At 73.9% G+C, this 26,624-nt stretch carries 21 protein-coding genes; 6 read left to right on the plus strand and 15 right to left on the minus strand.

Annotation, left to right across the window (positions count from 1 at the left end; genetic code table 11):
* Positions 1-103: 103 nt before the first annotated feature.
* The gene (locus ACZ3KP_RS31180) at positions 104-1,576 is read left to right on the plus strand and encodes a regulator (RefSeq protein ID WP_467503473.1); all 1,473 of its coding nucleotides are present in this window, start codon (positions 104-106) and stop codon (positions 1,574-1,576) included.
* A 220-nt stretch (positions 1,577-1,796) separates the two neighbouring features.
* Here ACZ3KP_RS31180 and ACZ3KP_RS31185 read toward each other — a convergent pair whose 3' ends face one another.
* Positions 1,797-3,155 (minus strand): NAD(P)/FAD-dependent oxidoreductase, encoded by a 1,359-nt coding sequence (locus ACZ3KP_RS31185; protein WP_467503475.1) that lies wholly within the window; start codon positions 3,153-3,155, stop codon positions 1,797-1,799.
* A gap of 160 nt (positions 3,156-3,315) precedes the next feature.
* Positions 3,316-4,209, minus strand: a complete 894-nt coding sequence (locus ACZ3KP_RS31190; protein WP_467503477.1) for a TIGR01777 family oxidoreductase — start codon at positions 4,207-4,209, stop codon at positions 3,316-3,318.
* 73 nt (positions 4,210-4,282) lie between these two features.
* Between ACZ3KP_RS31190 and ACZ3KP_RS31195 the strand changes: the two genes are divergently transcribed.
* On the plus strand, positions 4,283-4,771 hold the full coding sequence (locus ACZ3KP_RS31195; RefSeq protein WP_467503478.1) for a GNAT family N-acetyltransferase: 489 nt from the start codon (positions 4,283-4,285) through the stop codon (positions 4,769-4,771).
* 3 nt (positions 4,772-4,774) lie between these two features.
* Here the strand turns inward: ACZ3KP_RS31195 and ACZ3KP_RS31200 are convergent, their stop codons facing one another.
* On the minus strand, positions 4,775-5,959 hold the full coding sequence (locus ACZ3KP_RS31200) for a MarP family serine protease (RefSeq protein ID WP_467503480.1): 1,185 nt from the start codon (positions 5,957-5,959) through the stop codon (positions 4,775-4,777).
* Positions 5,960-6,150: 191 nt separating this feature from the next.
* Between ACZ3KP_RS31200 and ACZ3KP_RS31205 the strand changes: the two genes are divergently transcribed.
* Complete coding sequence (locus ACZ3KP_RS31205; RefSeq protein WP_467503482.1) at positions 6,151-7,080, plus strand: peptidoglycan recognition protein family protein; 930 nt, start codon at positions 6,151-6,153, stop codon at positions 7,078-7,080.
* Between the two features lie 72 nt (positions 7,081-7,152).
* Complete coding sequence (locus ACZ3KP_RS31210; RefSeq protein ID WP_467503539.1) at positions 7,153-7,401, plus strand: hypothetical protein; 249 nt, start codon at positions 7,153-7,155, stop codon at positions 7,399-7,401.
* A 3-nt stretch (positions 7,402-7,404) separates the two neighbouring features.
* On the opposite strand, the gene ACZ3KP_RS31215 is transcribed toward ACZ3KP_RS31210, so the two are convergent.
* The 8 genes from ACZ3KP_RS31215 to ACZ3KP_RS31250 all read right to left on the minus strand — a co-directional run bounded on the left by ACZ3KP_RS31215 (position 7,405) and on the right by ACZ3KP_RS31250 (position 19,172).
* Positions 7,405-7,923 carry a DUF4240 domain-containing protein gene (locus ACZ3KP_RS31215; RefSeq protein ID WP_360524715.1) on the minus strand — a complete coding sequence of 173 codons (519 nt, stop codon included), beginning with the start codon at positions 7,921-7,923 and terminating at the stop codon, positions 7,405-7,407.
* A 56-nt stretch (positions 7,924-7,979) separates the two neighbouring features.
* On the minus strand, positions 7,980-8,969 hold the full coding sequence (locus ACZ3KP_RS31220) for a helix-turn-helix transcriptional regulator (protein WP_467503484.1): 990 nt from the start codon (positions 8,967-8,969) through the stop codon (positions 7,980-7,982).
* 255 nt (positions 8,970-9,224) lie between these two features.
* A complete protein-coding gene (aceE, locus tag ACZ3KP_RS31225; protein ID WP_467503485.1) occupies positions 9,225-11,927 on the minus strand; it encodes a pyruvate dehydrogenase (acetyl-transferring), homodimeric type in 2,703 nt (900 codons plus the stop codon).
* 293 nt (positions 11,928-12,220) lie between these two features.
* Complete coding sequence (locus ACZ3KP_RS31230; protein ID WP_132886355.1) at positions 12,221-12,844, minus strand: GntR family transcriptional regulator; 624 nt, start codon at positions 12,842-12,844, stop codon at positions 12,221-12,223.
* 158 nt (positions 12,845-13,002) lie between these two features.
* Positions 13,003-14,832: a 2-oxoglutarate dehydrogenase, E2 component, dihydrolipoamide succinyltransferase gene (gene sucB, locus ACZ3KP_RS31235; protein WP_467503487.1), complete on the minus strand. Its 1,830-nt coding sequence runs from the start codon at positions 14,830-14,832 to the stop codon at positions 13,003-13,005.
* A 60-nt stretch (positions 14,833-14,892) separates the two neighbouring features.
* Positions 14,893-16,281 (minus strand): dihydrolipoyl dehydrogenase, encoded by a 1,389-nt coding sequence (lpdA, locus tag ACZ3KP_RS31240; RefSeq protein WP_358975983.1) that lies wholly within the window; start codon positions 16,279-16,281, stop codon positions 14,893-14,895.
* 363 nt (positions 16,282-16,644) lie between these two features.
* Positions 16,645-18,171 carry a leucyl aminopeptidase gene (locus tag ACZ3KP_RS31245; RefSeq protein ID WP_467503489.1) on the minus strand — a complete coding sequence of 509 codons (1,527 nt, stop codon included), beginning with the start codon at positions 18,169-18,171 and terminating at the stop codon, positions 16,645-16,647.
* 218 nt (positions 18,172-18,389) lie between these two features.
* Positions 18,390-19,172: an adenosylcobinamide-GDP ribazoletransferase gene (locus ACZ3KP_RS31250; protein WP_467503491.1), complete on the minus strand. Its 783-nt coding sequence runs from the start codon at positions 19,170-19,172 to the stop codon at positions 18,390-18,392.
* A gap of 601 nt (positions 19,173-19,773) precedes the next feature.
* Here ACZ3KP_RS31250 and ACZ3KP_RS31255 point away from each other — a divergent pair.
* Complete coding sequence (locus ACZ3KP_RS31255; RefSeq protein ID WP_467503492.1) at positions 19,774-20,541, plus strand: hypothetical protein; 768 nt, start codon at positions 19,774-19,776, stop codon at positions 20,539-20,541.
* Here ACZ3KP_RS31255 and ACZ3KP_RS31260 read toward each other — a convergent pair.
* The 3 genes from ACZ3KP_RS31260 to cobT all read right to left on the minus strand — a co-directional run bounded on the left by ACZ3KP_RS31260 (position 20,478) and on the right by cobT (position 24,213).
* Complete coding sequence (locus tag ACZ3KP_RS31260) at positions 20,478-21,209, minus strand: hypothetical protein (RefSeq protein ID WP_467503494.1); 732 nt, start codon at positions 21,207-21,209, stop codon at positions 20,478-20,480. The two genes, ACZ3KP_RS31255 and ACZ3KP_RS31260, sit on opposite strands and share 64 nt — an antisense overlap.
* A 10-nt stretch (positions 21,210-21,219) precedes the next feature.
* On the minus strand, positions 21,220-23,028 hold the full coding sequence (locus ACZ3KP_RS31265; RefSeq protein WP_467503495.1) for a phosphatidylglycerol lysyltransferase domain-containing protein: 1,809 nt from the start codon (positions 23,026-23,028) through the stop codon (positions 21,220-21,222).
* A 105-nt stretch (positions 23,029-23,133) separates the two neighbouring features.
* Entirely contained in the window at positions 23,134-24,213 is a 1,080-nt protein-coding gene (gene cobT / locus ACZ3KP_RS31270; RefSeq protein ID WP_467503497.1) for a nicotinate-nucleotide--dimethylbenzimidazole phosphoribosyltransferase, read from the minus strand.
* A gap of 141 nt (positions 24,214-24,354) precedes the next feature.
* On the opposite strand from cobT, the gene ACZ3KP_RS31275 reads away from it, so the two are divergent.
* Positions 24,355-25,335, plus strand: coding sequence for a class I SAM-dependent methyltransferase (locus ACZ3KP_RS31275; protein WP_467503499.1), 981 nt, complete (start codon positions 24,355-24,357; stop codon positions 25,333-25,335).
* A gap of 19 nt (positions 25,336-25,354) precedes the next feature.
* Here the strand turns inward: ACZ3KP_RS31275 and ACZ3KP_RS31280 are convergent, their stop codons facing one another.
* A complete protein-coding gene (locus ACZ3KP_RS31280) occupies positions 25,355-26,554 on the minus strand; it encodes a bifunctional adenosylcobinamide kinase/adenosylcobinamide-phosphate guanylyltransferase (RefSeq protein WP_467503501.1) in 1,200 nt (399 codons plus the stop codon).
* Between the last annotated feature and the right edge of the window lie 70 nt (positions 26,555-26,624).

Genomic DNA, 26,624 nt, shown 5'->3' on the forward strand with positions numbered 1-26,624 from the left:
CTCCGCTACATTCGCGCCGTCCACGAGCGCCAAAAGGGCTGCTCACCGGCAATCCGGGCACAAGCTACCGAGCTGAGCCAGAAGGCAGGAGACCGCACCCCAGATGACGGACCGACCCGCGCAGCGCACCCCCAACCGCCAGCTCGCCGCGCTCATCGCAGAAGCGGGGTTCTCCAATGCCGGTCTGGCCCGTCGCGTCGACCAGCTCGGCCTCGAACACGGGCTGGATCTCAGATACGACAAGACATCGGTCACCCGCTGGCTGCGCGGCCAGCAGCCCCGCGGCACCACCCCCGCCCTGATCGCCGAGGTCTTCACCCGGCGCCTCGGCCGCCGGCTCACCGCCCAGGACCTGGGCCTCGACGCCTGCGCCCCGGTGTACGCCGGACTGGAGTTCGCGGCCACCCCCGAGGAGGCCGTCGACATCGTCAGCGGGCTGTGGCGCAAGGACTCCGGCAGCCACGCCGAACTCCGCAAGATCGCGTTCACCCCGGCCGGCCTCGTGGTCCCCAGCCGGGACTGGCTGATCGGCCGGGCCGACGACCGGGTGGCCCGCGGTGAGCCGGCCCCGGCGACGGCGGCCCGGGTGCCCGCGCAGACCCGCCCCGCGGCGCCCAAGCAGGTGCAGGCCCTGCCGCTGCGGCCACGCGGAGGGACCGAGCGCGGATCCGGCCAGAAGGTCACCGCCGGCGACATCGCCGCGCTCCGCTCGGTCGCCGACCTGTTCCGCACGCTCGACGACGCGTACGGCGGCGGGCACGCCCGGCAGGCGCTGGTGCGGTACCTGGAGCACGAGTGCGAGCCGATGCTGCGCGGCACCTACGGCGAACAGACCGGCCGCAGGCTGTTCGGCGCGGCGGCCGACCTGACCCGGCTCGCGGGGTGGACGTCGTACGACATCGCGGCGCACGGCCTCGCCCAGCGCTACTTCGTCCAGTCGCTGCGGCTCGCCCAGGCGGCGGGGGACCGGGCGTACGGCTCCTACGTCCTGGTCACCATGAGCCGTCAGGCGGTCTACCTGGGGCACGGCAGGGAGGCGGTGCAGCTGGCCCGCGTCGCGCAGCAGGGGGTCGGCACGAACGCCCCGCCGGTGGTCCAGGCGCTGCTGCACGCGGCGGAGGCCCGGGCGCACGGCGTGCTCGGCGAGGTGCGGGCGTGCACCGGCGCACTGGTCCGCGCGGAACGCGCCCTGGAGACGGCCCGGCCCGGCGACGACGTGCCCCACTGGGCGCGTTTCTTCGACGAGGCCCAGCTCGCCGACGAGTTCGGGCACTGCCACCGGGACCTCCAGCAGTTCCGGGCGGCGGCGCAGCACGCGGAGCGCTCGTTGCAGCTCCGTGCGCCCTCCTATGCGCGCAGCCGCCTGTTCTGCCGGGTCGTCCTCGCCACCGCCCGCCTCGGGCTCGGCGAACTGGACCAGGCCTGCGCGCTCGGGGCGGAGGCGGCGGGCGCGGCGGCGGAGATGCGCTCGGTACGGGCGGCGGAGTACGTCAGGGACTTCGAACGCCGGCTGGAGCCCTACAAGGACGCGGCGCCGGTGAAGGGGTACCGGGAGAAGGTGGCGGCGCTGAACTGACGTGCCGCTCGTCCTGCCGGTTCGGTCGCTGCGCCGGGCACACCCTTGTCCGCCGCGGCGGTGATCAGCCACGACGGCGGTGTTCGGCGGTGCCGGGCCGGGCGTCGCCACTCGTTGTTGCGGGTGGCGGTCGTCGGCCGGTGCCGCGCCGTTGTGGCTGGTCGCGCAGTTCCTCCCCCAGCCTTCGGCCGGGGGCACCCCCAGCGCCCCTGCAGGGGCGCTATGCGGCCCGGCGTTGCATGGTTTCCGCGTTGTGCATCGAGCCCGATGCGCCCAGGTCCGCCAGGATCGCCGCTGTCGCTCGGTGGGCCGAGTGGAGGGCTCCCTGGACCGTGCTGGTGTCGCGGTGGTCGCCGCAGGCGTAGAGGCCGGCCAGGAGGCGGACCGGGCGGCGCAGGTCGTGCGGTGGGCGCATGGCGGGGAGCGCCTCGGGGGTGTGGTGGACCGCGAGGGTCTCCCAGCGGCGCGTCGACGTGCCGTACAGCCGCGCCAGGTGCATGCGCACCGCCGTGTCGACGTCCGCGGGCGGGGCGCCGAGCACCGTGGAGGAGATCAGCGCCCGGCCCTGGGGCGCCCGGCTCGGGTCGACGTTGCTGACGACGGAGGTGTGCGAGACCGGGCCGCTCCGGTCGGCGTCGAGGAGGAGCGACGCCCCGGTGGTCAGGCTCGCCGGTTCGTCGGTCGTGTGGTGGACCACCGTCACCTCGTGGAAGTCCGGCACCCGCAGGCCCGGCAGCAACTCGGCGGCCGCGCGCGCGTCGGTCGCCAGCAGCACCGCCCGGCAGCGGACCTCCCCGTGCTCCGCCGTCCGCACGGAGGTCGTCGAGACCGAGGTGACCCGGACCCCGGTGTGCACGGTGCCCGGCGGAAGGGCCCGGGCGAGCAGGTCCGGGAGGACGTCCGCGCCGCCCTCCGGCAGGCACAGCCGCCCGCTCGCGAAGGAGCGCAGCGCGAGGTCCGCGCAGCGGCTGGACGTCGTCAGCTCGGGATCGCACAGCAGGGCCGCCAGCAGCGGACGCAGGAAACCGTCGATCGTGCGGGCGGACACCCCGCGCTCCGTGAGGGCGCGCGCGGCGGTGAGCTCGGGCCGGGCGAGGATCCGCTCCACCGGCGTCCCGGCGAGCCGGCCCAGGGCCGCGCCGAGCCGTGCCTGGTCGACCGCGCCGCCCATGGGGGCGTGGGCCCGCACCGGCGACACGGCCGAGCCGCCCCTGGGGGCGCTTGCCAGGGCGCGCACCGCGTGCAGTGCGCCCCTCGCGCTGCCCCCGCCCGCCGGAGCGCCCGCCCGGTGCCTGCGCCCGTCACGATGCAGCAGCACGCCGGGCGCGAACCGGCGCAGAACCAGCGCGTCCAGTCCCGGGGTGAGCCGTAGTTCCGGGTAGGACGTGGACAGGAGCTGGCCGATCCGGTCGAGCCGGAAGCCGTCGACCTTCTCGGTCGACATCCGCCCGCCGACGTAAGGAGCGGCCTCCAGGACCGCGGTCGTCACTCCTGCGCTGTTCAGCCGATGAGCCGCGGAGAGTCCGGCGACACCGGCCCCCACGACGACGACGTCCGCCTGGTACGCGGGCTCATGCACGAGGCCCCTCCTCGATTGCGCGTCCGGTGGAGACGTGATGCCCCCAACCCGCTCCGGGGATACCCGAGTTCGGGTCGAGGTTAGGGCGCTGACCGGTCAAGGACAGTCGCGCATGAACAGGGCACGGTCGCACGGCGGTCGCATACGGTCACAGGGGCCGTCATGCCGCGCGGATCGCGTCCTCGATGCCCGGGAACGCGAACGTGAACCCTGACTCCAGCAGCCGCTTCGGCACCACCCGTTGGCTTCCGAGCACGTCCCCGGCCAGCTCACCGAGGGCGGCCCGCAGGGCCGCCGCGGGCACCGGGAGGAGGGCCGGGCGGTTCAGCACCCGGGCCATCGCCGCGGTGATCTCACGGTTCGTCAGGGGGTGGGGCGCGGTGAGGTTGAACGGGCCGGACAGACCCTCGGTCTCCATCAGGAAGCGGATCGCGGCCACCTCGTCGTGCAACGCGATGTACGACCAGTATTGGCGCCCGTCGCCCAGCCGGCCACCCAGGCCCGCCTTGAACAGCGGGAACAGCCGCCCCCACGCCCCGCCGCCCCGGGCCACCACCAGGCCGGTACGGGTGAACACGGTCCGCACCCCCGCCTGTCGCGCCGGGTCCGCCGCCGCCTCCCACTCCACGCACAGCGACGGCAGGAAACCGTCCCCGGGCGGAGCGTCCTCGGTCACGGCCCGGTCGCCGGTGTCGCCGTAGATGCCCACCGCGCTGCCGCTGACGAACACCCGCGGCGGCTCCGCCAGCTCGGCCACCGCCCGCGCGAGCGCCGCCGTGCCGAGCACCCGGCTGTCCCGGATCTCCCGCTTGTAGGCGGGCGTCCAGCGCCGGTCGCCGATCCCGGCCCCGGCGAGGTTCACCACCGCGGCGCAGCCGGCCAGCCCGGCCGTGTCCACGTACTGCCCGCCGGGGTCCCAGCAGACCTCGTCGGGGCCGTGCGCGGCCCGCCGCACGAGCCGGACCACCTCGTGCCCGTCCGCCCGCAGGGACCGCACCAGGGCGCTGCCGATGAGACCGGACGCACCGGCCACCGCGATACGAGAGCGTTCCATGGCACCCAGCATGCCTGGACGGGGACCGGAAAACGCGTGGGGGCACCGGTGTCGGCCGACTTAGGGTGACCGCATGCCAGAGCCGTACATACGCACCGCCCTGCCCGACGACGACGAGGAGCTCGCCGCCCTCGACCGTGACACCTGGTCGTACCGGCACGCCGTACTGCCCCGGCCGGAGCCGCCGTACGAGCCCTTCTTCGGTGAGCGGCACGCCCCCGAGGACACCCTGGTCGCCGAACTCGACCGGCGGATCGTCGGCTACGTCCGCCTCGGCCGCGCCTACCGGCTCGCCGCCAACGCGCACGTCCGGCAGATCCAGGGCCTCGCGGTCGCCGAGGACGCCCGCGGACAGGGCGTCGCCCGGGCGCTGCTGCGGGCCGCCATGGACGAGGCCCGCCGCCGCGGTGCCCGCCGGATCAGGCTCGGCGTCCTCGGGCACAACACCCCCGCGCGCCGGCTCTACGCCTCCGAGGGTTTCGCCGTCGAGGGCGTGCTGCCGGGGGAGTTCCTCCTCGACGGCGAGTACGTCGACGACGTGATCATGGGCCGGTCGCTGTGACGGTCAGGGCGTGATCAGCTCGCCGGTGTCCACCGCCGAGGTGGCCCGCGCCCCGCGCGCGGCGTCCGCGGCCACCTCGTCGGCGGTCAGCACGTACCCCGTCTCGCTGTCCGACGTGGACCGGGCGAACACCACGCCGTACACCCTGCCGCCGGTGGTCAGCAGCGGGCCGCCGGAGTTGCCGGGGCGCACCGTGGAGCGGATCGAGTAGATCTCCCGGGTCACCGTGGCGTCGTTGTAGATGTTCTGCCCGGTGGCCTGCACCTTGTTCGCCACCGTGGCCGCCTGGAGGTTCAGGTCGCCGTCCTGCGGATAGCCGGCCACCACCGCCGACCTCCCGCGCGACGCCGAGGTGTCGAACCTCAGGACCGGCGCCCGCAGCTGCGGCACGTACAGCACCGCCACGTCCCGGTCCGGGTCGAAGAGCACGACCTGCGCGTCGTACGACGCCCCGACCCCGCCGATCCGCACACTCGGGTTGTCGATGCCGGCCACCACGTGCGCGTTGGTCATCACGTGTTCCGGCGCGAACACGAAGCCGCTGCCCTCGCGGCCCTGGGTGCCGGAGGACCCCTCGATCTTGACCGTGCTGCGCTTCGCCGCGTCCGTGGCCGCCACCGTCACGTTGTCGCCGGAGGGCTTGGCGACCTGGGCCGTCGACTCGTTCTCGAACGGATTGAAGACCTGCGGGAAACCCGCCTCGGTGAGTGCCGAGGTGGCCCGCGAGAACCAGGCCGGCGTGGTGTCCGGCATGGCGTGCTGCACCGCGCCGAGCACCCGGGAGTCCCGGATCGCCGTCGTCACCGCGGGCGACGAGGACGCACCCAGGACGCTCGCCGCCACCCACGCCACGATCAGCACCGCCACCGAGTTGGCGACCGCCCCGCCCAGCCCGTCCGCCACCCGCAGCGGACCCTGGTCCAGCTCCCGGCGCAGCCGCAGCGCCAGCCGTCCCGCCAGCTCGTGCCCCGCCACCGCGGGCACCAGCACCGTGAGCACGGCGACCACCGTCGCCGTCGCCGTCCCGCGGGTGACCAGTTCCATCACCCACGGCAGCACCCACACGCCGACCACCGCGCCGCCCACGAACCCGGCCAGCGACACACAGCCGGCCACCAGCCCGCGCCGGTAGCCGGCCGCCGCGTACACGAGGACCACCAGTACGAGCACCAGGTCGAGCAGGTCCACGGAGCCGCCTTTCTCTCGGTGCCCTTGAATACGCTCGGGACAGGTCCAGTGATCAGTTCACGCACGCGGGAACCGCGACAACCGGCCACGCATGCGTGTACCCCCTGAAACGCCCCGGACCGGGACGATGGTTCCACCAGGTGGCACAGCACACATCGCGGGCGGCTCCGGCCGCGCCGAGAGTGGGGGCCATGCGTGTCTTCCCCAGAGCAGGGCGGCGCACCAGAGCCACCGCCCTGACGCTGCTCGGCTGCCTGCCGGGCCTCGCCGCCGCCCTCGCGCTGGCGCTGTGCCCGCAGGGCGCCGACCGCCCCGTCCCGATGCGCCTGGCCGCGCCCGAGCCCGCCGGCCCCGCCGCCCACCACCGGGCGCCCAGGCCCCGCATCGTGCCGCGCGAGGTCTGGCTGGACGCCACCGTCCGCCGCACCCAGCCGCCCCCGCGCTACGACGACCGGGTCGTCGCCGTCTTCGTGCACCACACCGACTCGCCCAACGGCTACTCCTGCGCCCAGGCACCCGAGATCATCCGGCGTCTCTACACCGGCCAGACCGGCGACCGCGACTGGGACGACATCGGCTACAACTTCCTCGTCGACCGCTGCGGCACCATCTACGAGGGCCGCGCCGGCGGCGTCGACCGGGCCGTCACCGGCGCCCACACCCAGGGCTTCAACCACCGCACCGCCGGCATCGCGGCGCTCGGCACCTTCACCGCCGGGGTGCCCGTGCCGCGCGCCATGACCGACGCGATCGCCGCGCTCGCCGCCTGGAAACTGGGCCTGGCCGACGTCGACCCGCGCGCGGGGACCCGACTGGTCTCCAGCAACGGACTCAGCCGCTACGAGAAGGGCACCGCCGTCACGCTGCCCGCCGTGGCCGGCCACCAGGACGGCTACCGCACCAGCTGCCCCGGCGCCGCCCTCACCGCCCGCCTCCCCGAGATCAGGACGGCCGCGGCCCGGCTCCAGGGCAGACTCCCGGCGGCCACGGCCACGGCCACGGCCACGGCGACGCCGACGCCGACGCCGACGCGGACGCCCGGTGCGACGCCGACGCCCTCGGTGACGCGGTCGCGCCCGCCGCTGCCGACCCCCGCCGGGACGTCCACAGACACGTCATAGGCAGCACGCAGTCTGCTCAGATCCACGCGTCCTACCGTCGTGGACATCAGCAGCCGACTGGAGGCGGGGATCATGAACAGCAGTCGTACCGAAGCCCGTGCCGAACGCGCGGAGCAGCCGGAGAAGACCGGGTGGGTCAGGGCGTCCCGGGGGCCCTGGGCCGTGGTCTGCGCGGTCGCGACGGTCGTCCTCGGCCCGGCCGCCGTGACCGCGTCCGCCCTCGACCAGGCCAACGCGGCACCCCTGCACCACGCGGTCAGGGCGGACCAGACCCAGGCGTACATCCCGGCCGACGTGACCCGGCGCCGCGCCGCGGCCTGACGCTCACTCCTTGAAGCGGTCCCACAGCCGCGGGAACCGCTCGGCGAGCGCCCGCTCGTTCTCCAGGTCGACCGGGGTGCCCTCCGGTTCGGAGGGCGCGGGGGCGATGCCCAGGTCCGGGGCCACCGTCCCGGTGAGCTGCTCGTACGCCTCGTCCGCCGCGTACCCCAGCTCCTCGCCGTCGCCGTCGACCTCCTCGTCGAAGTCGTCCAGCAACTCCGCCAGGGCGTCCGGGTCGTGCAGGGCGCCCTCGAACACCTCCCGGCCCTGGGCGATCAGCCAGCACCGGAAGAAGTCGAACGCGTCGTCGCTGGCCCCGTCGAGCAGCACCCAGGCCGCTCCCCACAGGTCCCAGCGGTAGGCGCGGTTGTAGCGCGCCTCGAAGTGACGGGCGAAGTCCAGCACCAGGTCGGGTTCCAGCTGGAGCAGCCGCTCCACGAGCAGGTCCGCCTGGTCCTCCGGGTCGCCCTCGGCGGCCTCGCGGGTCGCGTCGACCAGCTCCCAGAACTCCGTCTCGTCCATCACGCGTCCAGCATCGTGCCTGTGCGCCGGGGGCGCACGCGGAGTGGTGCGGATTGTTATCCGGCGTCGCCCGGCCGCGCGTAGAGCTCCGCCAGCCGCGCCGCGTCCGCCGCGAACCGCGCCCGCAGCCGCTGCGGAGCGAGCACCTCCGCCTCCGGGCCCAGCGCGGTCAGCTGGCCGTGCGCGACCTCCTCGCTCTCCACCGGCAGCGTCACCGTCACCCACCCCCGCGCGTCGGGGGAGCCGGCGCCCGCGACCGCCTGCCGAGCGGTGACCGGGTCGACGGCGTACGGCAGCCTCCGCAGGCCGACGGCCGACAGCCGCACCACCACCTCGGCGTGCAGGATCGAGCGCGCGAACTGCTCGGCCCGCTGCTCCCAGAACCCCGGCAGGTCGAACTCCTCGTCCCGCTCGAACCGCTCCTCGCCGGCCTCGACCGAGGTGAACCGGTCGATCCGGTAGACCCGGTAGGAGTCGGTGTCCGCGACCCGCGCGCACAGGTACCAGACCCCCGCCTTCAGCACCAGCCCGTACGGCTCCAGCTTCCGCCGCACCTCCGACTCCCCGCGCCGGTAGTGCGCCACCACCCGCCGGTCGTCCCACACCGCGTCGGCGACGACGGGCAGCAGCTCCGGGGTCTTCGGCTCGGCGAACCAGTTCGGGGCGTCCAGGTGGAACCGCTGCGCGACGGTGCGGGACGTGTCGCGCAGGGAGGGCAGCAGCGCGGCGGACACCTTCAGCCGGGCGGCACTCGCGGCGTCCTCCAGACCCATCTCCCGCAGCGCGCCGGGCACGCCGCTCAGGAACAACGCCTCGGCCTCGCTGCGGCCGAGCCCCGTCAGCCGGGTCCGGTACCCGCCGACCAGCCGGTACCCGCCCGCCCGTCCCCGGTCCGCGTACACCGGCACCCCCGCCTCCGACAGCGCCTGCGCGTCCCGCATCACGGTCCGCTCGGACACCTCCAGCTCGGCGGCCAGCTCGCCGGCCGTCATACCGGCCCGAGCCTGCAGCAGAAGCACCATCTTGATGAGCCGAGCGGCACGCATGCGTCACATGATGCCGGGCCCCACCGTCACCACCGAAAACCGCCACCCCGCCCGAGCGCCGCCACGAGAAACCCGACCGGCGTCCGCCGGCCTTGCTCCGCCGCGACGGCGCTCAGCCGGGACAAGCCGATCCGGCGGTGCCGAACCCGCCGCCAGGGCCGGTCCGGTGCCGCCGGGAGCCGTCGTGGTGGGCGAGCGCCGTCGTGGCGGGAAAGATCTGCTGCGACGGCGCTCGGTCCTCGGGGCTCGGGTCGGCTACAGCCCGTACTTCTCGCGAGCTTCCTTCACCGCCGTCGCCTTGACCTCGCCGCGCTTCGCCAGCTGGGCCAGGGCCGCGACGACCACCGACTCCGCGTCGACGCCGAAGTGGCGGCGGGCCGCGTCGCGGGTGTCGGAGAGGCCGAAGCCGTCGGCACCGAGCGAGGACCAGTCCTGCTCGACCCACTGCGCGATCTGGTCCGGGACCTGCCGCATGTAGTCGGAGACCGCGAGGACCGGGCCCTCGGCGCCCTGCAGGGCCCGGCGGACGTACGGGACGCGCTCCTCCCCGCGCAGCAGGGCCGCGTCCGCCTCCATCGCGTCGCGCCGCAGCTCCGTCCAGGACGTCGCGGACCACACGTCGGCCGCCACCCCCCACTCCTCGGCCAGCAGCCGCTGCGCCTCCAGCACCCAGTGGATCGCCGTACCGGAACCGAGCAGCTGGAGACGAGGGGCGTTCGCCGGCAGCGACAGCCCCGCGGACTCCGCCGTGTTGAAGCGGTACAGGCCCTTGACGATGCCCTCGTCGATCCCGGGGCCGGCCGGCTTCGCGGGCTGCGGGAGCGGCTCGTTGTAGACGGTCAGGTAGTAGAAGACGTTCGGGTCCTCGCCGGGCAGCGCCTCACCGTACATCCGGCGCAGACCGTCCTTGACGATCGTCGCGATCTCGTAGGCGAAGGCCGGGTCGTACGACAGCGCGGCCGGGTTGGTCGCGGCGATCACGGGGGAGTGGCCGTCGGCGTGCTGGAGGCCCTCGCCCGTCAGGGTGGTACGGCCGGCGGTCGCGCCGACGAGGAAGCCGCGGCCGAGCTGGTCGCCGAGCTGCCACATCTGGTCGGCCGTGCGCTGCCAGCCGAACATCGAGTAGAAGATGTAGAACGGGATCATCGCCTCGCCGTGCGTCGCGTACGCGGTGGACGCGGCGATGAAGTCGGCCATCGAACCGGCCTCGGTGATCCCCTCGTTGAGGATCTGGCCGTTCTTGGCCTCCTTGTAGTACATCAGCTGGTCACGGTCGACCGGCTCGTACGTCTGGCCCTTGGGGGAGTAGATCCCGAGGGACGGGAAGAGGCTCTCCATGCCGAAGGTGCGGGCCTCGTCGGGGACGATCGGCACCCAGCGCTTGCCGGTCTCCTTGTCCCGGACCAGGTCCTTGACGAGCCGGACGAACGCCATCGTGGTCGCCACGTTCTGCGAACCGGAGCCCTTGTCGAAGGAGGCGAAGGCCTTGTCCGCGGGGGCCGGCAGCGGCGCCAGGGCGTGGGTCCGGCGGGCCGGCGCGGGCCCGCCGAGGGCCGCGCGGCGCTCCTGGAGGTAGCGGACCTCGGGGGAGTCGGCGCCCGGGTGGCCGTAGGGCACGACCCCGTCGGTGAAGGCGCTGTCCGGGATCGGCAGCTCCAGCAGCTCCCGCATCGTCTTGAACTCGTCCACCGTCAGCTTCTTCATCTGGTGGTTGGCGTTCTTCGACGCGAAGCCCTCGCCGAGGGTGTGGCCCTTGACCGTCTGGGCCAGGATCACGGTCGGCGCGCCCTTGAACTCGACGGCGGCCTTGTACGCGGCGTACACCTTGCGCGCCTCGTGACCACCGCGGGAGAGGTGGAAGCACTCCAGGATCTTGTCGTCGCTCAGCAGCTTCGCCATCTCGGCGAGCGCGGGGTCCTTGCCGAAGAAGTCGGCGCGGATGTAGGCGGCGTCGCGGGTCTGGTACGTCTGCACCTGCGCGTCCGGTACCTCGCGCAGCCGTCGTACCAGCGCACCGGTGGTGTCGAGCTGGAACAGCTCGTCCCAGGCGGTGCCCCAGAGCGTCTTGACGACGTTCCAGCCGGCGCCGCGGAACTGGGCCTCCAGCTCCTGCACGATCTTGAAGTTGGCGCGCACCGGGCCGTCGAGGCGCTGCAGGTTGCAGTTGATGACGAAGGTGAGGTTGTCCAGGCCCTCGCGGGAGGCGAGTGCGAGTGCCGCCGTCGACTCCGGCTCGTCCATCTCGCCGTCGCCGAGGAACGCCCAGACGTGGGACGCCGAGACGTCCTTGATGCCGCGGGCGGTCAGGTAGCGGTTGAAGCGGGCCTGGTAGATCGCCGAGAGCGGGCCGAGGCCCATGCTCACGGTCGGGAACTCCCACAGCCAGGGCAGGCGGCGGGGGTGCGGGTACGACGGGAGGCCGTTGCCGCCGGCCTCCTGGCGGAAGTTGTCGAGGTGCGCCTCGGTCAGGCGGCCGTCGAGGAAGGCGCGGGCGTAGATGCCGGGGGAGGCGTGGCCCTGGATGTAGAGCTGGTCACCGCTGCCGTCCCCCTCCTTGCCCTTGAAGAAGTGGTTGAAGCCGGTCTCGTAGAGCCAGGCGGCGGAGGCGAAGGTGGCGATGTGGCCGCCGACGCCGTGCTTGCTGCCCCGGGTGACCATCGCGGCCGCGTTCCAGCGGTTCCACGCGGTGATCTTCCGCTCCATCTCCTCGTCACCGGGGACGGCCGCCTCGGCGGCGGTGGGGATGGTGTTGACGTAGTCCGTCTCCAGCAGCTTCGGCAGCGCGATGCCGTCCGCCTCGGCGCGTTCCAGCGTGCGGCGCATCAGGTACGCGGCGCGGTGCGGCCCGGCCTCCCTGGCCACGGCGTCCAGTGAGGCCTGCCATTCGGCGGTCTCCTCCGGATCCCGGTCGGGGAGCTGGTCGAGCGCGCTCGGCTGGATGGCCTGGGGGTCGGTCATGTCGCCGCCTTCCTCAGTCGAAGGGGGTTCCCTCATCGGTAAGAGTTCGGGTGCCCTTGGTCTTTGGCAGGACAGGGCAATGGACCCGGGTGCGGGTCCGTCGGCGACTCTAACTCCCTGATCGATGATCGATCAAAGGGTTGAGGGGCAAAACTTCTCGATTCCGAGAAAGTCGGCACGCGGTGCCTCGCCCGCTGGCACCCGGTGACGCCCTGAAGAGGGGGTTTCCGCAGGTGGGAAGCTGTTTGAGCGGGGGTGCGCTCGTGTGTGGGAAAGGGGTGGGGGAGCCGGCCTCAGGGCCTCGGCGCGCACCCCAGGACGTGGGCCTTCACGATCTCCGCGATCCGCGGGTCCCGGCGCTGGAACGCGGCGACCAGCTCCTCGTGCTCCTCCGCGTACGACTGCTGGACCGTTCCCAGCCAGCGGATCGACAGGGCCGTGAAGACCTCGATGCCCAGGCCCTCCCAGGTGTGCAGCAGGACGGAGTTGCCGGCCGCCCGGACCAGCTCGCGGTGGAAGCCGACCGTGTGGCGCACCTGTCCCGTGCCGTCGGTGTTCCGGTCGGCCTCGTACAGCGCCGCGACATGGGGTTCCAGGGCCGAGCAGTCCCCGGCCAGCCGCTCCGCCGCCAGCTCCGCCGCGATCGCCTCCAGACCGGCCCGCACCGGGTAGCTCTCCTCCAGGTCGGCCGCCGTCAGGTTCCGTACCCGCACGCCCTTGTTCGGCGCGGACTCGATGAGGCGCAGCGACTCCAGCTCGCGCAGCGCCTCCCGCACCGGCGTCTGGCTGACCTCCAGCTCGGTCGCGATCCGTCGCTCCACGATCCGCTCGCCCGGCTTCCAGCGCCCGCTGACGATTCCCTCCACGATGTGCTCGCGGATCTGTTCGCGCAGCGAGTGGACGACGGGCGCGGTCATGGGAGCTCCTTAGGGCGTTTGACGTTTAGACAATACGGCCGGACAGCCTTCCGGGAGAGGCGCTCGGGGGCGCTTTCGCGCAGGTGAGACGAGACTTACACGACGGTGCCCCGCCCGGAGGAACTCCGGACGGGGCACCGTGGAAGGCCTGTGCAGGCTTACAGACCGAGCTCGACCTCGAACTCGCCGGCCTCCAGGATCGCCTTGACGGCCGTCAGGTAACGGGCCGCGTCGGCACCGTCCACCAGGCGGTGGTCGTAGGACAGCGTCAGGTACGTCATGTCGCGGACGCCGATGACCGTGCCCTCCTCCGTCTCGATGACCGCCGGACGCTTGACCGTCGCACCGATGCCGAGGATCGCGACCTGGTTCGGCGGCACGATGATCGTGTCGAACAGGGCGCCGCGCGAGCCGGTGTTGGAGATGGTGAAGGTCGCGCCGGACAGCTCGTCCGGGGTGATCTTGTTCGCGCGGACCTTGCCGGCCAGGTCGGCCGTGGCCTTGGCGATACCGGCGATGTTGAGGTCGCCCGCGTGCTTGATGACCGGGGTCATCAGGCCCTTCTCCGAGTCCACCGCGATACCGACGTTCTCGGTGTCGAAGTAGGTGATCGTGCCCTCTTCGACGTTGATCCGGGCGTTGATGGCCGGGTGGGCCTTCAGCGCCTGGGCCGCCGCCTTCACGAAGAACGGCATCGGGGAGAGCTTGACGCCCTCGCGCGCGGCGAAGGAGTCCTTGGCCTGGGCGCGCAGGCGCATCAGGCGCGTGACGTCGACCTCGACGACCGAGGACAGCTGCGCCTGCTCGTGCAGCGCCTTGACCATGTTGTCGCCGATGACCTTGCGGATGCGGGGCATCTTGACGGTCTGGCCGCGCAGCGGGGAGGCCTCGAGCGTCGGCGCCTTCTTGGCGGCGGCGGCCGGAGCGGCGGCCGGGGCCGGAGCCGGAGCCGCGGCGGCGGCCTTCGCGGCCTCGGCGGCGGCGATGACGTCCTGCTTGCGGATCCGGCCGCCGACACCGGTGCCCTTGACGGCGGCCAGGTCGACACCGTTCTCGGCGGCGAGCTTGCGCACCAGCGGGGTGACGTAGGCGCCCTCGTCGGTCGCCTGGGTGGCGGTCGGCGCGGCGGCCGGGGTGACCGGGGCCGGAGTGACCGGTGCCGGAGCCGGAGCCGGGGCGGCCGGGGCGGCTGCGGCCGGGGTGGGCGCCGGAGCAGCCGGGGCCGGGGCCGGGGCGGGCGCGGGGGCCGGAGCGGCGGGCGCCGGGGCCGGAGCCGGGGCAGCCGGGGCTGCGGCGGCGGGGGCCGGAGCGGCGGGCGCCGGAGCCGGGGCGGCCGGAGCGGGGGCGGCGGCCGGAGCGGCGCCCGGGGCGCCGATGACGGCGAGCTTGGCGCCGACCTCGGCGGTCTCGTCCTCGCCGACCACGATCTCCAGCAGGACACCGGCGACCGGCGCCGGGATCTCGGTGTCGACCTTGTCGGTGGAGACCTCGAGCAGGGGCTCGTCCTCCGCGACCTCCTCGCCGACCTCCTTCAGCCAGCGGGTGACGGTGCCCTCGGTGACGGACTCGCCGAGCGCCGGCAGGACCACGTCGGTGCCCTGCGCGCCGGAGGCACCGGTGGCGGCCTCGGCGGTCGGGGCCGGAGCCGGGGCGGCCTGCTCGGTGGAGGGGGCGGCCTGGGCGGGCTCGGCCGGGGCCGGGGCGGCGGCGGGCTCGGCGGCCGGGGCGGCGGCGGGGGCCGGGGCGCCGGTGCCGTCGTCGATGATCGCCAGCTCGGCGCCCACCTCGACGGTCTCGTCCTCGGCGACCTTGATGGAGGCCAGGATGCCCGCGGCGGGGGCCGGGATCTCGGTGTCGACCTTGTCGGTCGACACCTCGAGCAGCGGCTCGTCGGCCTCGACGCGCTCGCCCTCGGCCTTCAGCCAGCGGGTGACAGTGCCCTCGGTGACGCTCTCGCCGAGCGCCGGAAGGGTTACGGAAACCGCCATGGTTTCGGTTGCTCCTTACGAATTGCGGAAGTCTGAGTCGTCGCTTGTGCCGACCGAGGGTCAGTCGTGCGAGTGCAGCGGCTTGCCGGCCAGGGCCAGGTGGGCCTCGCCGAGCGCCTCGCTCTGCGTCGGGTGGGCGTGGATGAGCTGGGCCACCTCGGCGGGCAGCGCCTCCCAGTTGTAGATCAGCTGGGCCTCGCCGACCTGCTCGCCCATGCGGTCGCCGACCATGTGGACGCCGACCACGGCACCGTCCTTCACCTGGACGAGCTTGATCTCGCCCGAGGTGTTGAGGATCTTGCTCTTTCCGTTGCCCGCCAGGTTGTACTTCAGGGCGACGACCTTGTCCGCGCCGTAGATCTCCTTGGCCTTGGCCTCGGTGATGCCGACGGAGGCGACCTCGGGGTGGCAGTACGTCACCCGCGGCACGCCGTCGTAGTCGATCGGGACGGTCTTGAGACCGGCCAGCCGCTCCGCCACCAGGATGCCCTCGGCGAAGCCGACGTGCGCGAGCTGGAGGGTCGGGACCAGGTCACCGACGGCGGAGATGGTCGGGACGTTGGTCCGCATGTACTCGTCGACCAGGACGTAACCGCGGTCCATGGCGACACCCTGCTCCTCGTAGCCGAGGCCGGCGGAGACCGGACCACGGCCGACGGCGACGAGCAGGACCTCGGCCTCGAACTCCTTGCCGTCGGCGAGGGTGACCTTGACGCCGTCGGCGGTGTACTCGGCCTTCGAGAAGAAGGTGCCCAGGTTGAACTTGATGCCGCGCTTGCGGAAGGCGCGCTCAAGAAGCTTGGAGGAGTTCTCGTCCTCGAGGGGGGCCAGGTGCTTGAGGCCCTCGACGATCGTGATGTCCGCGCCGAAGGACTTCCAGGCGGAGGCGAACTCGACGCCGATGACACCGCCGCCCAGGATGATCGCGGACTTCGGCACGCGGTCCAGGACGAGGGCGTGGTCGGAGGAGATGATGCGGTTGCCGTCGATCTCCAGGCCCGGCAGCGACTTCGGCACGGAGCCGGTCGCGAGGAGCACGTGGCGGCCCTGGACGCGCTGGCCGTTCACGTCGACGGAGGTGGGGGAGGACAGCCGGCCCTCGCCCTCGATGTACGTCACCTTGCGGGACGCGATCAGACCCTGCAGACCCTTGTACAGGCCGGAGATGACCCCGTCCTTGTACTTGTGGACCCCCGCGATGTCGATGCCCTCGAAGGTGGCCTTGACGCCGAACTGCTCGCTCTCGCGGGCCTGGTCGGCGATCTCGCCCGCGTGCAGCAGGGCCTTGGTGGGGATGCAACCCCGGTGCAGGCAGGTACCGCCGACCTTGTCCTTCTCGATCAGGGCGACGTCCAGGCCCAGCTGCGCCCCGCGCAGGGCCGCGGCGTAACCGCCACTACCACCGCCGAGGATCACTAGGTCGAAAACGGTGCTGGCGTCGTTCGCCACGTCACGTCCTCCATGCATGTGCGCCGTACGCCGGTCAGCGGTGACCGCGCGGCGGCTGGTGTCCGGCCGCTCTTCTTCGGCCCTGTGGGTGGGGCCCTGTCCTGCCGAGCCCCATCTTCGCACTTGTCGGAGGTGAACGAGACGCCGGGCTGGAGTGTGAGGCACCACACGCTCACCTGATAACGCCCCGAAGGGCAGCGCCCCGCCAGGGGCGCTGGGGGTACCCCCGGCCGAAGGCTGGGGGCGGAACTGCGCGACAAGCCACGAATCACCCGCAGCCGCCGCACGACCGAACCTCCCGAGCCGTTCGGCGACGGGACCTCGCCCTACCCGCACGCGAGGTCCCATCCACGAAACCCGACGTCAGCCCAGCTCGCCCTCGGCCGTCAGCTCCGCCAGCCGCACCAGCGTCCGCACCGCGGACCCCGTCCCGCCCTTCGGGGTGTACCCGAAGGGACCCCCCTCGTTGAACGCGGGCCCGGCGATGTCCAGGTGCGCCCAGGTGATGCCCTCGCCCACGAACTCCCGCAGGAACAGCCCGGCGACCAGCCCGCCGCCCATCCGCTCCCCCATGTTCGCGATGTCGGCGGTGGCCGAGTCCATGCCCTTGCGCAGGTGCTCGGGCATCGGCATCGGCCAGGCCGGCTCGCCGACCTCCTCCGCCGCCTCGTACACCGCGGTGCGGAACGCGTCGTCGTTGCCCATGATCCCGAACGTCCGGCTGCCCAGCGCCAGCATCATCGCGCCGGTCAGGGTCGCCACGTCCACGATCGCGTCCGGCTTCTCCGCCGAGGCCGCCCACAGCGCGTCGGCCAGCACCAGCCGTCCCTCCGCGTCCGTGTTGAGCACCTCGACGGTCTTGCCGCTGTACATGCGCAGCACGTCACCGGGGCGCACCGCGGAGCCCGACGGCATGTTCTCGGCCAGCGCCAGCCACCCGGTCACGTTGACCTCGAGCCCGAGCCGCGCCGCGGCGACGACCGCGGCGAGGACCGCCGCGGCCCCGCTCATGTCGCACTTCATCGTCTCGTTGTGGCCGGCCGGCTTCAGCGAGATGCCGCCCGAGTCGTAGGTGATGCCCTTGCCGACGAAGGCGAGGTGCTTGTCCGCGTCCGGGTGCCGGTACGACAGCTTCACCAGCCGCGGGGTCGCGGCCGAGCCGCTGCCGACGCCGAGGATGCCGCCGTAGCCGCCCTTGGTGAGCGCCTTGTCGTCGAGCACCTGGATCTTGAGCCCGTGCTCCTTGGCCGCGTCCTGCGCGATGCCCGCGAAGATCGCCGGCGTGAGGTCGTTCGGCGGGGTGTTGATCAGGTCGCGGGCGCGGTTGAGCTCCTCGCAGACGGCGACGGCGCGGGCGGCGGCCGCCTTGTGGGCCGCATCGCGGGGCTTGCCGCCCAGCAGCACGGCCTCGGCGAGCGGCGCCTTGCCGTTGCGCGCCTTCGCGTCCTTGCCGTTGTCCTTGTACGTGTCGAAGGAGTACGCGCCGAGCAGCACCCCCTCCCCGAGCGCGCCGACGGCCGCGGCGTCCGGGACCGGCAGCGCGAAGGCCGCCTTCTTCGCCCCGGTCAGCGCACGGCCGGCGACACCGGCCGCCCTGCGCAGCGCCTCCGCGTCGTACTCCCCGTCCGCGCCGGGGGCGGCCCCCAGCCCCACCGCGACGACCAGCGGGGCCTTGAAGCCCGCAGGGGCGGGCAGCTTCGTCAGTTCGCCCTCGGCACCCGAGGCACCGAGGGTCTCCAGGACGGCGGCGAGCCTGCCGTCGTAGGCCTTGTCCACGGCCTCCGCGCCCGGTGCTACGACCGGTCCCTTGGCGCCCTTGGCGACACCGATCACGATCGCGTCGGCCCGGAGGCCGGGCGCCGCTGAGGTGCTGAGAGTGAGAGCAGTCACGGTGGTGAAATCTCGCTTCCGATGTTGAGTTGCAGTGGCCGAGTGGTGTGGGTCGACCGGGCCCGGGAGGCGACCCCGGGAACCGACCCGGGGTGCGTTGCGACCGGGGCCTTCACCCTGTCGGCGAACACCCGGGACGAGACTACGCGGGTGTATGCGCTCGCTCATTCCTGCGGGTGTTCACCTGAGGGTGGCGCCCGGGTCACCTCCCGGGTCCGTCAGCCCAGGGAGAGCACCACCAGCGCGACGGCGGCGGCGACTTCGGCGAGCGCCCCGAACACGTCCCCCGTGATCCCCCCGAACCGCCGCCGGCAATGGCGAAGCGCCCCGTCGGTGGCCGCCTCCGCCGCCACCACCGCGAGCAGTGCCCGCAGGCTCTCGCCCGCGCCGATCAGCGCCCCGGCCCCCGCGGCCGCCACCATCACCACGACGGTGGCCACCGACGCCGCCATCTTCGGCACCACCCCCGCGACCGCCGCCCCCAGCCCCTCCGGCCGGGCCGCCGGCACCCCCGCCACCGCGCCCAGGGTCAGCGCCAGCCGGGCCACCGTCGCAGCCACCACCGCGGCGACCGCGCCGCGTGCCCATCCGTCGCCGAACGCCTGCGCCAGCGCGGCCACCTGAGCGAGCAGCACGAGGACGAGGGTGATCACCCCGAACGGTCCGATGTCCGACTGCTTCATGATCCGCAGCGCTTCCGCGGCGGGCTTGCCGCTGCCCAGCCCGTCCGCGGTGTCGGCGAGGCCGTCCAGGTGCAGCCCCCGGGTCAGTGCGGCCGGCACCGCGACCGCGGCCACCGCGGCGAGCAGCGCACCTGCCCCCGCCGCCACCAGCAGCGCGCCGACCGCGCCCGCGCAGACCCCCACGGCGAGGCCCACCAGCGGAGCGAGCAGCATGCCGCCGCGGGCCGCCTCCCGGTCCCAGCGGCTGACCCGCACGGGAAACACGGTGAGCGTGCCGAAAGCGAACCGAAGGCCGTCCGGCCAGGGCGTCTTGACCACCGGCGCAGGTTACCCGCTAGTCAGAACCCCCACCGCCCCGCCCACCCCCGGCAGCAGGCCCGCCCGCCCCCGACCATCCCCCCAGCGGCCTCCCGGCCACTCCCGGCGGGTTCCGGGCGGGGTCCCGTCCACTCCCGGCGGGTTCCGGGCGGGTTCGCGGCTGCTCTCGGCGGGTTCCGGGCGGGTTCGCGGCTGCTCTCGGCGGGTTCCGGGCGGGTTCGCGGCTGCTCTCGGCGGGTTCCGGGCGGGGTCCCGTCCACTCCCGGCGGGTTCCGGGCGGGTTCGCGGCTTCTCCCGGCGGGCTCCGGGCCACTCTCGGCGGGTTCCGGGCGGGTTCGTGGCTTCTCCCGGCGGGCTCCGGGCCACTCTCGGCGGGTTCCGGGCGGGTTCGCGGCTACTCCCGGCAGACCCCCGGCGTGTGCCCGGCCCCTCCCGGCGGGCCCCGGGCCCCCGGCCACCCCGGTGCGCTCCCGGCCCCTCCCGGCGGGCCCCGGGCCCCCGGCCACCCCGGTGCGCTCCCGGCAGGCCCGGGCACCCGGCCATCCCCCTAGGCGGGTTCTCGGCCGGTTCTGGCGGGCTCTCGCGGGGATAAAGTGCGCACATGGGACATTGGCTGGAACGGAACATCGTCGAGCCCGGCAAGCTCCCGCTGCTGCTGGCCCTGACCGCCTTCGTCCTCACCTTCGTCGTCACCCGGGTCATCACCCGGCTCATCCGCGCCGGGAAAGGGCCGTTCGGCAACGTGAAGGCGGGTGGGCTGCACATCCACCACGTGGTCCCCGGAGTGGTCCTCACCGTCATCGGCGGCTTCGCCGCGGTCGCCGGCGGCCGGCAGGGCTTCGGCGCGGCCGCCGCCGCGATCGTCTTCGGCATCGGCGCCGGGCTGGTCCTCGACGAGTTCGCCCTGATCCTCCACCTCGACGACGTCTACTGGACCGAGGAGGGCCGCAAGAGCGTCGAGGTCGTGGTCATCACCGCCGCACTGGTCGGGCTGCTGCTCGCCGGGTTCTCCCCGTTCGGCGTCAACGACATCTCGACCGGCGAACTGCAGGACCGGGGAACCGTCATCGTGAACGTCGTGGCGAACTTCGCCTTCTCACTCGTCGCCCTGAGCAAGGGCAAGACCCGGGTCGCCATCTTCGGTGTGATCGTCCCGCTGGTCGCCCTCGTCGGCGCGGTCCGCCTGGCCCGCCCCGGTTCCCCCTGGGCCCGCCGCTGCTACGGCAACCGGCCGCGCGCCCGGGCCAGGGCCGTCCTGCGCGCCTACCACCACGACCGCCGCTGGTCCCGGCTCAGCCGCACCCTTCAGGACTGGATCGGCGGCAAACCCGACCGCCCCGAACCGGTACGGCTGCCCGGGCCCCAGTGACCGCGCCGGTACCGCAGCCGCAACCGCCGCCCCGCCCGCGCCACCGCCCACAGGACCGCCACCCCCGCGATGGCCGCCAGATGCTCCTTGCCGGCCAGGTTCTCCTTCAGCGCCACCTCGAACACCATCGCCGCGGCCACCGCGCCCGCGGTGAGGTAGGCGCCGTACCGCCAGGCCACGAAGACCGCGAGCCCCACGACGGCGGCCGACGGGCCGGTGTCCACCACCCGCGCGTCCGACGCCGGCAGACCCAGCGGGCCGTGCGGGCCCAGCACGCAGCCGAGCCGGGCGTACAGGGTCCCGGCGAGGGTCGCCGCGTACGCGATGGTCAGGGTCCGCCACCAGCCCAGGCACACCTCGGCGACGCCGAACACGACCAGGACCTGCGCCAGCGCGCCCCACACCGGCAGGTCGAGCGCCGGCACGAACAGGGAGAGAGGGGTGCGCAGCAGGGCCAGCCAGCAGGGATCCGCGGCCCGCACGGCCCCGGCGTGCTGCACGGGTCCGTACCCCCACGAATGGTTCTGCGTGAACTGCAGCAGCGCGGTCAGGCAGACCGCCGCGACCGTCATCGGCACCGCCCCCAGCCGCCGCTTCGCCAGCGGCCCGCGCACGGTCGCGTACAGCAGCCCCCACTCGGCCTGGGCCCAGCGGGCGAGCGGTGTCATGCGGCGGTCCTCATCCGTGCGTGTCCCCCTGCGTGTCCAACTGCCTGCGGTGCACCCACCTGGGCAGTCCCGGGGCCTCCAGGAACCCCTCCGCACGCGCCGACGCGAAACCGATGCGAAGAAGGTCCGCGCTCTTCTCGAAGAGCAGGAACCGCGGCTCCCAGATGGGCCGGTACTTGGCGTTCGCCCGGTACAGGGACTCGATCTGCCACCACCGGGAGAAGAAGCTCAGCAGAGACCTCCACAGCCGCAGCACCGGTCCCGCGCCCAGACGCGCACCACGTTCGAAGACCGACCGGAACATCGCGAAGTTGAGCGACACCTGCGTGATCCCGATCTCTCCGGCGCGCTGGAGCAGTTCGATGACCATGAACTCCACCAGACCGTTGTCGGAGTCCCGGTCCCGCCGCATGAGGTCGAGGGACAGTCCGGCCGGCCCCCACGGCACGAACGACAGCAGGGCCCGCAGCTCACCCGCGCCGTCCCCGGCGCCGCCGTCCCTGCACTCCAGCATCACGCACTGCCCGTCCCGGGAGTCCCCGAGCCGCCCCAGCGCCATGCTGAACCCGCGCTCGGTGGCCCCGTCCCGCCAGTCGTCGGCACGCCGGACCAGGTACGACATCTCGTCCGCCGGAATGTCCTCGTGCCGCCTGATGCGCACCGAGTACCCGGCCCGCCCGACCCGGTTGTGGGCCTGCCGGACGGTCCGCATGGCCCGCCCCTCCAGCGTGAACTCGGCCACCTCGACGATCGCCTCGTCCCCGAGCTCCAGCGCGTCGAGCCCGTGCCGCGCGTACACGGTCCCGGCCTCCTCGCTCGCCCCCATCACCGCCGGGATCCACCCGTGCGCCCGCGCCTGGGCCAGCCACGGCGCGATCGCCCCCGGCCAGGCCTCCGGATCCCCGATCGGGTCCCCCGAGGCGAGGCTCACCCCGCCCACCACCCGGTAGGCCACCGCCGCCTTCCGGGTCGGCGACCACACCACGCTCTTCTCCCGCCGCAGCGCGAAGTACCCGAGGGAGTCCCGTTCGCCGTGCCGCTCCAGCAGCACGCGCAGCTGCTTCTCGTCGTCGTCGGTGATCGGGTCGACGGCCCGGCGGGAACGGAAGGCGGCGTAGAAGACGGCGAGGACGAGGATGGTGCTGAGCACGTTGATGACGACGTTCACCCAGTTGGGCGGTGCGATGTACGGGAACCGGGAGGGGTCGGCGGCGACCGACACCAGCCGCAGGGTGCCGTAGTGCCAGCGCTCCGCGAACGTCGAACGGGAGGCGTGCGGCGCCTGGTCGGTGGCGGTGACGAGGAGCGCGGCGAGCAGCGAGGCGACGACACCGCCGCCGACCGCGACGGTCGCGGCGAGCCGGGGGTTGGCACGGTCGCCCTTCGCGTAGAACTCCCGGCGGCCGGCGAGCAGTGCCCCCACGAAGGCGGCGGTCAGCGCGAGCGAGATCCAGTTCTGGGCGTACCCGCGGATCTCCGGGAACGCCATGGCGAACGCGAGGAGCGCGAGGAAGAGCCCGCTCAGGACCAGGTTGAGGATCCACGCGGCCCGCTTGCGGCGGCGCATGGTGATCGCGAGGAACGCGGTGAACACGCCGGAGGCGAAGCCGGCGGTCAGGAGGTACGGGGTGAAGAAGTTCTCCTGGTTGTGCCGCCGTACGTCCTGTCCCAGCGACACCCACACCGCGCTGAGGAAGTTGACGAAGGCGACCGCACGCAGGTACCAGACGGCAAAGGCGGCGGCCCGCTGGGAAACCCCGGCCCCTCGCCCTCTCTCACGTCCGTCACGCTGCTCAACGGCAAATCGGGCATCTCCCATGGAGCAGGATCATATGGGCGTCACGTCCCCCCACTCCGCCGCAACGGCGATCAGCCGGAACGGTGCCCTCCGGCGGTGCCGCCCCGGCCGTGTCCCCGCCTGCCGCTACGCCTCCGGCCTCTCTGGCTCCTCCGGCTTCTCCGGCCTCTCCGGGAGCTCCGCGGCCAGGGCGGCGGCCGACTGGACCAGGGGGAGTGCCAGCAGGGCTCCCGCTCCCTCACCCACCGTCACGCCCTGGGCCAGCAGCGGCTCCAGGGCCATGCGGTCCAGCGCCTTCGCCTGGCCGGGCTCCCCGCTGTCGTGGCCGGCCAGCCACCAGTCCGGCGCCCGGAACGCGATCCGCTGCGCGACCAGCGCGCACGCGGCCACCACGACCCCGTCCAGCACCACGGGCAGCTTCCGCACCGCGGCCTGCAACAGGAACCCGGTCATCGCCGCGAGGTCCGCCCCGCCGACGGTCGCCAGCAACTGCAGCTGGTCCCCGAGCACCGGCCGCGCCCGCCGCAGCGCGTCCCGGATCGCCGCGCACTTGCGCATCCACGCCAGGTCGTCGATGGGCAGTCCGCCCCGCCCGGTCACCACGGACGCGTCCGTCCCGCACAGCGCCGCGACCAGGACGGCCGCCGCCGTGGTGCCGCCGACGCTGACGTCCCCGAGCACCACCAGGTCGGTCCCCGAGTCGGCCTCCTCGTCGGCCAGCGCGACGCCCGCCCGGAAGGCCTCCTCGGCCTCCTGGGCGGTCAGCGCGTCCTCGATGTCGATACGGCCGCTGCCCCGGCGCACTCGGTGGCGCCCGACCTCCTCCGGCAGCGCGTCCGGATCGCAGTCCAGTGCCATGTCGATGATCCGCACGGGCACCCCGAGCCGCCGGGCCAGCACCGCCACCGGGCTGGCCCCCTCCAGGATCGCCCGTACCAGCAGCACCGCGCCGCCCGCCGGCCGTGCGGAGACGCCGAGTTCGGCGACGCCGTGGTCACCGGCGAAGAGCAGCACCCGGGGCCGTTCCACCGGCCGTACCGGAACCGAGCCCTGGGCGGCGGCCAGCCACTCGCCCAGGTCGTCGAGGCGGCCCAGTGACCCGGGCGGCACGATCAGCCGCTCCCGGCGCGCCTCGGCGTCCCGGCGCACACCGCCGTCGGGGCGCTCGATCAGATCGGTGAAGTCGTCGAGATTAAGCGAGCTCATTCGCCGAACAGTACCGGCACGGAACCAGCGGTTCGGCGTCAGATCGGCGCCCCACCCGCACGGCGGCTTTGCAGGCAAGATCGGTATCCCATACGTTCCGGTTTGCAGTGGATTGCGTTCAGGGAGCACAGGGAGCCGCCCATGCCACCCACGCCCGAACTCGCCCCGGGCCCCGACCGGTTCCACGAGCCGCGCCGCGAGGACTGCCCCTGGTGCGGCTCCAGACGCCTGCGCACCCGGCTGCGCGCGCCCGACCTCCTGCACCACCGGCCCGGCACGTTCACCGTCGACGAGTGCCGGGACTGCGCCCACGCCTTCCAGAACCCCCGCTTGTCCGCGGCCGGCTTCGCCCTCTACCACCAGGACCACTACGAGGGCCGCCTGGAGGACTACACCGACCGCTTCCTCGCGACCCGCGCGGGCCGCCGCCGGCACCGCGCCGCGGTCCGCGCGATGCCGGCGCTGCACGAGCCGGAGAGCTGGCTGGACATCGGCACCGGCCACGCCCACTTCCCGGACGCGGCGCGCGAACTGCTGCCGTACACGTCCTTCGACGGTCTGGACCCGACCGTGCGGGTGCTGACCGCCCGGGCCGAGGGACGGGTCGAGGAGGGCCACTGCGGCCACCTGACCTCTCCTCAGCTCCTGGCCCGCCTCCGCGGCCGCTACGACGTCGTCAGCATGTTCCGGCACCTGGAGCACGCCCCCGACCCGCGGGCCGAACTCCGGGCCGCCCTGACGGTCCTGCGCCCCGGCGGGCACCTGCTGATCGAGATCCCGAACCCGCGCAGCGCCTCCGCCCGGCTCCTCGGCAAGTGGTGGATCCCCTACGGCCAGCCCCGGCACCTGCATCTGCTGCCGCCGGCCAACCTGCGGGCGGAACTGGAGGCCCAGGGGTGCGAGATCCTCAAGACCGACAGGCGCGCGCCGCACCTGCCGTGCGACCTCTCGGCGGCACTCACGCTGGCCCTGGGCCGGGCCCTGCCGAAGCGGTGGCTGCCGGCGACGGCCCCGCTGGTGGCGCTGGCGCTGGCCGCCGACCACGCCGTGGCCCCGCTGCTGCGCCGGACGCCGTTCTCCAACGGGTACCGGATCATCGCCCGGAAGGGACGGGCCGGATAGGCGCCCGTCCCGTCCCTCTTCACCGCAGCACGAGCGCCTGCCCGGCCACCACCAGCACCACCTGCTCGCACTCGGCCGCGAACGCCGCGTTCAGGCGGCCCAGTTCGTCGCGGTACCGCCTGCCCGAGGCGGTGGCCGGCACGATCCCCGACCCCACCTCGTTCGACACCGCCACCACCGTCCGCCGGGTGGCCCGCACCGCCTGGGTCAGTCCACGCACGCGCTCGCGCAGCGCCTTCTCCCCGCCCGACGCCCACTCCGTGTCGTCCCACGCCCCGACGGAGTCCATCGCGTCCGTCAGCCACAGCGACAGACAGTCGACCAGCAGCGCCGGCCCGTCCTGCGCCAGCAACGGCACCAGGTCGCACGTCTCCGTCGTACGCCACGACCCCGGCCGCCGCTCCCGGTGCGCGGCCACCCGCGCCGCCCACTCGGTGTCCCCGCCGCGGGTCCCGCCCGTGGCGACGTAGAGCACGTCCGGGAACGACTCCAGCCGCCGCTCGGCCTCCACGGACTTCCCGGACCGCGCCCCGCCCAGCACCAGCGTCCGGCGGGGCACGTCGGGCACCTCCTCGTACCCGCCGACCGTCAGCGTCGTGCCGTCGGGCACCGCGCGGGCCCCGGCGGCCGCCAGCCGGCGCCGCGCCTCCGCACCGGGCGGCACGTCGTGGTCGAGGTGGACGGCGACCACGTCCGTGGCCGGCCCCACCGAGCCGACCGCCCGCAGTCTCGCCAGCGCGTCCGGCCGCCCCACGACGTCGAGGAGCACCAGGTCGTACGCGTCCGCGCCGCCGTTCTCCAGGCCGGCAGGCGCACCGCCCGGCGGGAGGTACAGCAGCCGCTGCCCGTCGGGCCCGGTCACCGCGTACCCGGTGCCGCCCGCGTCCATCGCCAGCGCCCGCACCCGATGCCCCGTCAGCAGCGCCAGCTCCCGTCCGTCCGGCACCCGGCCCGGCTGCGGCAGCCCGGCCGGCACCTCCACGGCGGGCCCGTCGTGCGGATGCGAGAGCAGCACCTGGCGCACGCCCCCGAGGGACCGCCCGGCCCGCGCCGCCGCGAACGCCGCACCGGGCGTCAGATCGAGCAGCAGCGCCCCGTCGACGAGTACGGCGGTGGCGGCCCGCGCCGCCACCCCGACGGCACACGCGCAGGCCGCACAGGGACAACCGGGCCGAGGCAGGCCGCCAGGCCCACCGGTACCGAGCAAAGTCACTTCCACGCCCTGATTTTCACCCGTCCCGGCGGTTCCCGCCTCAGCCGCCGCCCCCGGCGGCCCACCGGGCCCGCAC

It is taken from the genome of Streptomyces sp. NPDC020958 (assembly GCF_055562175.1).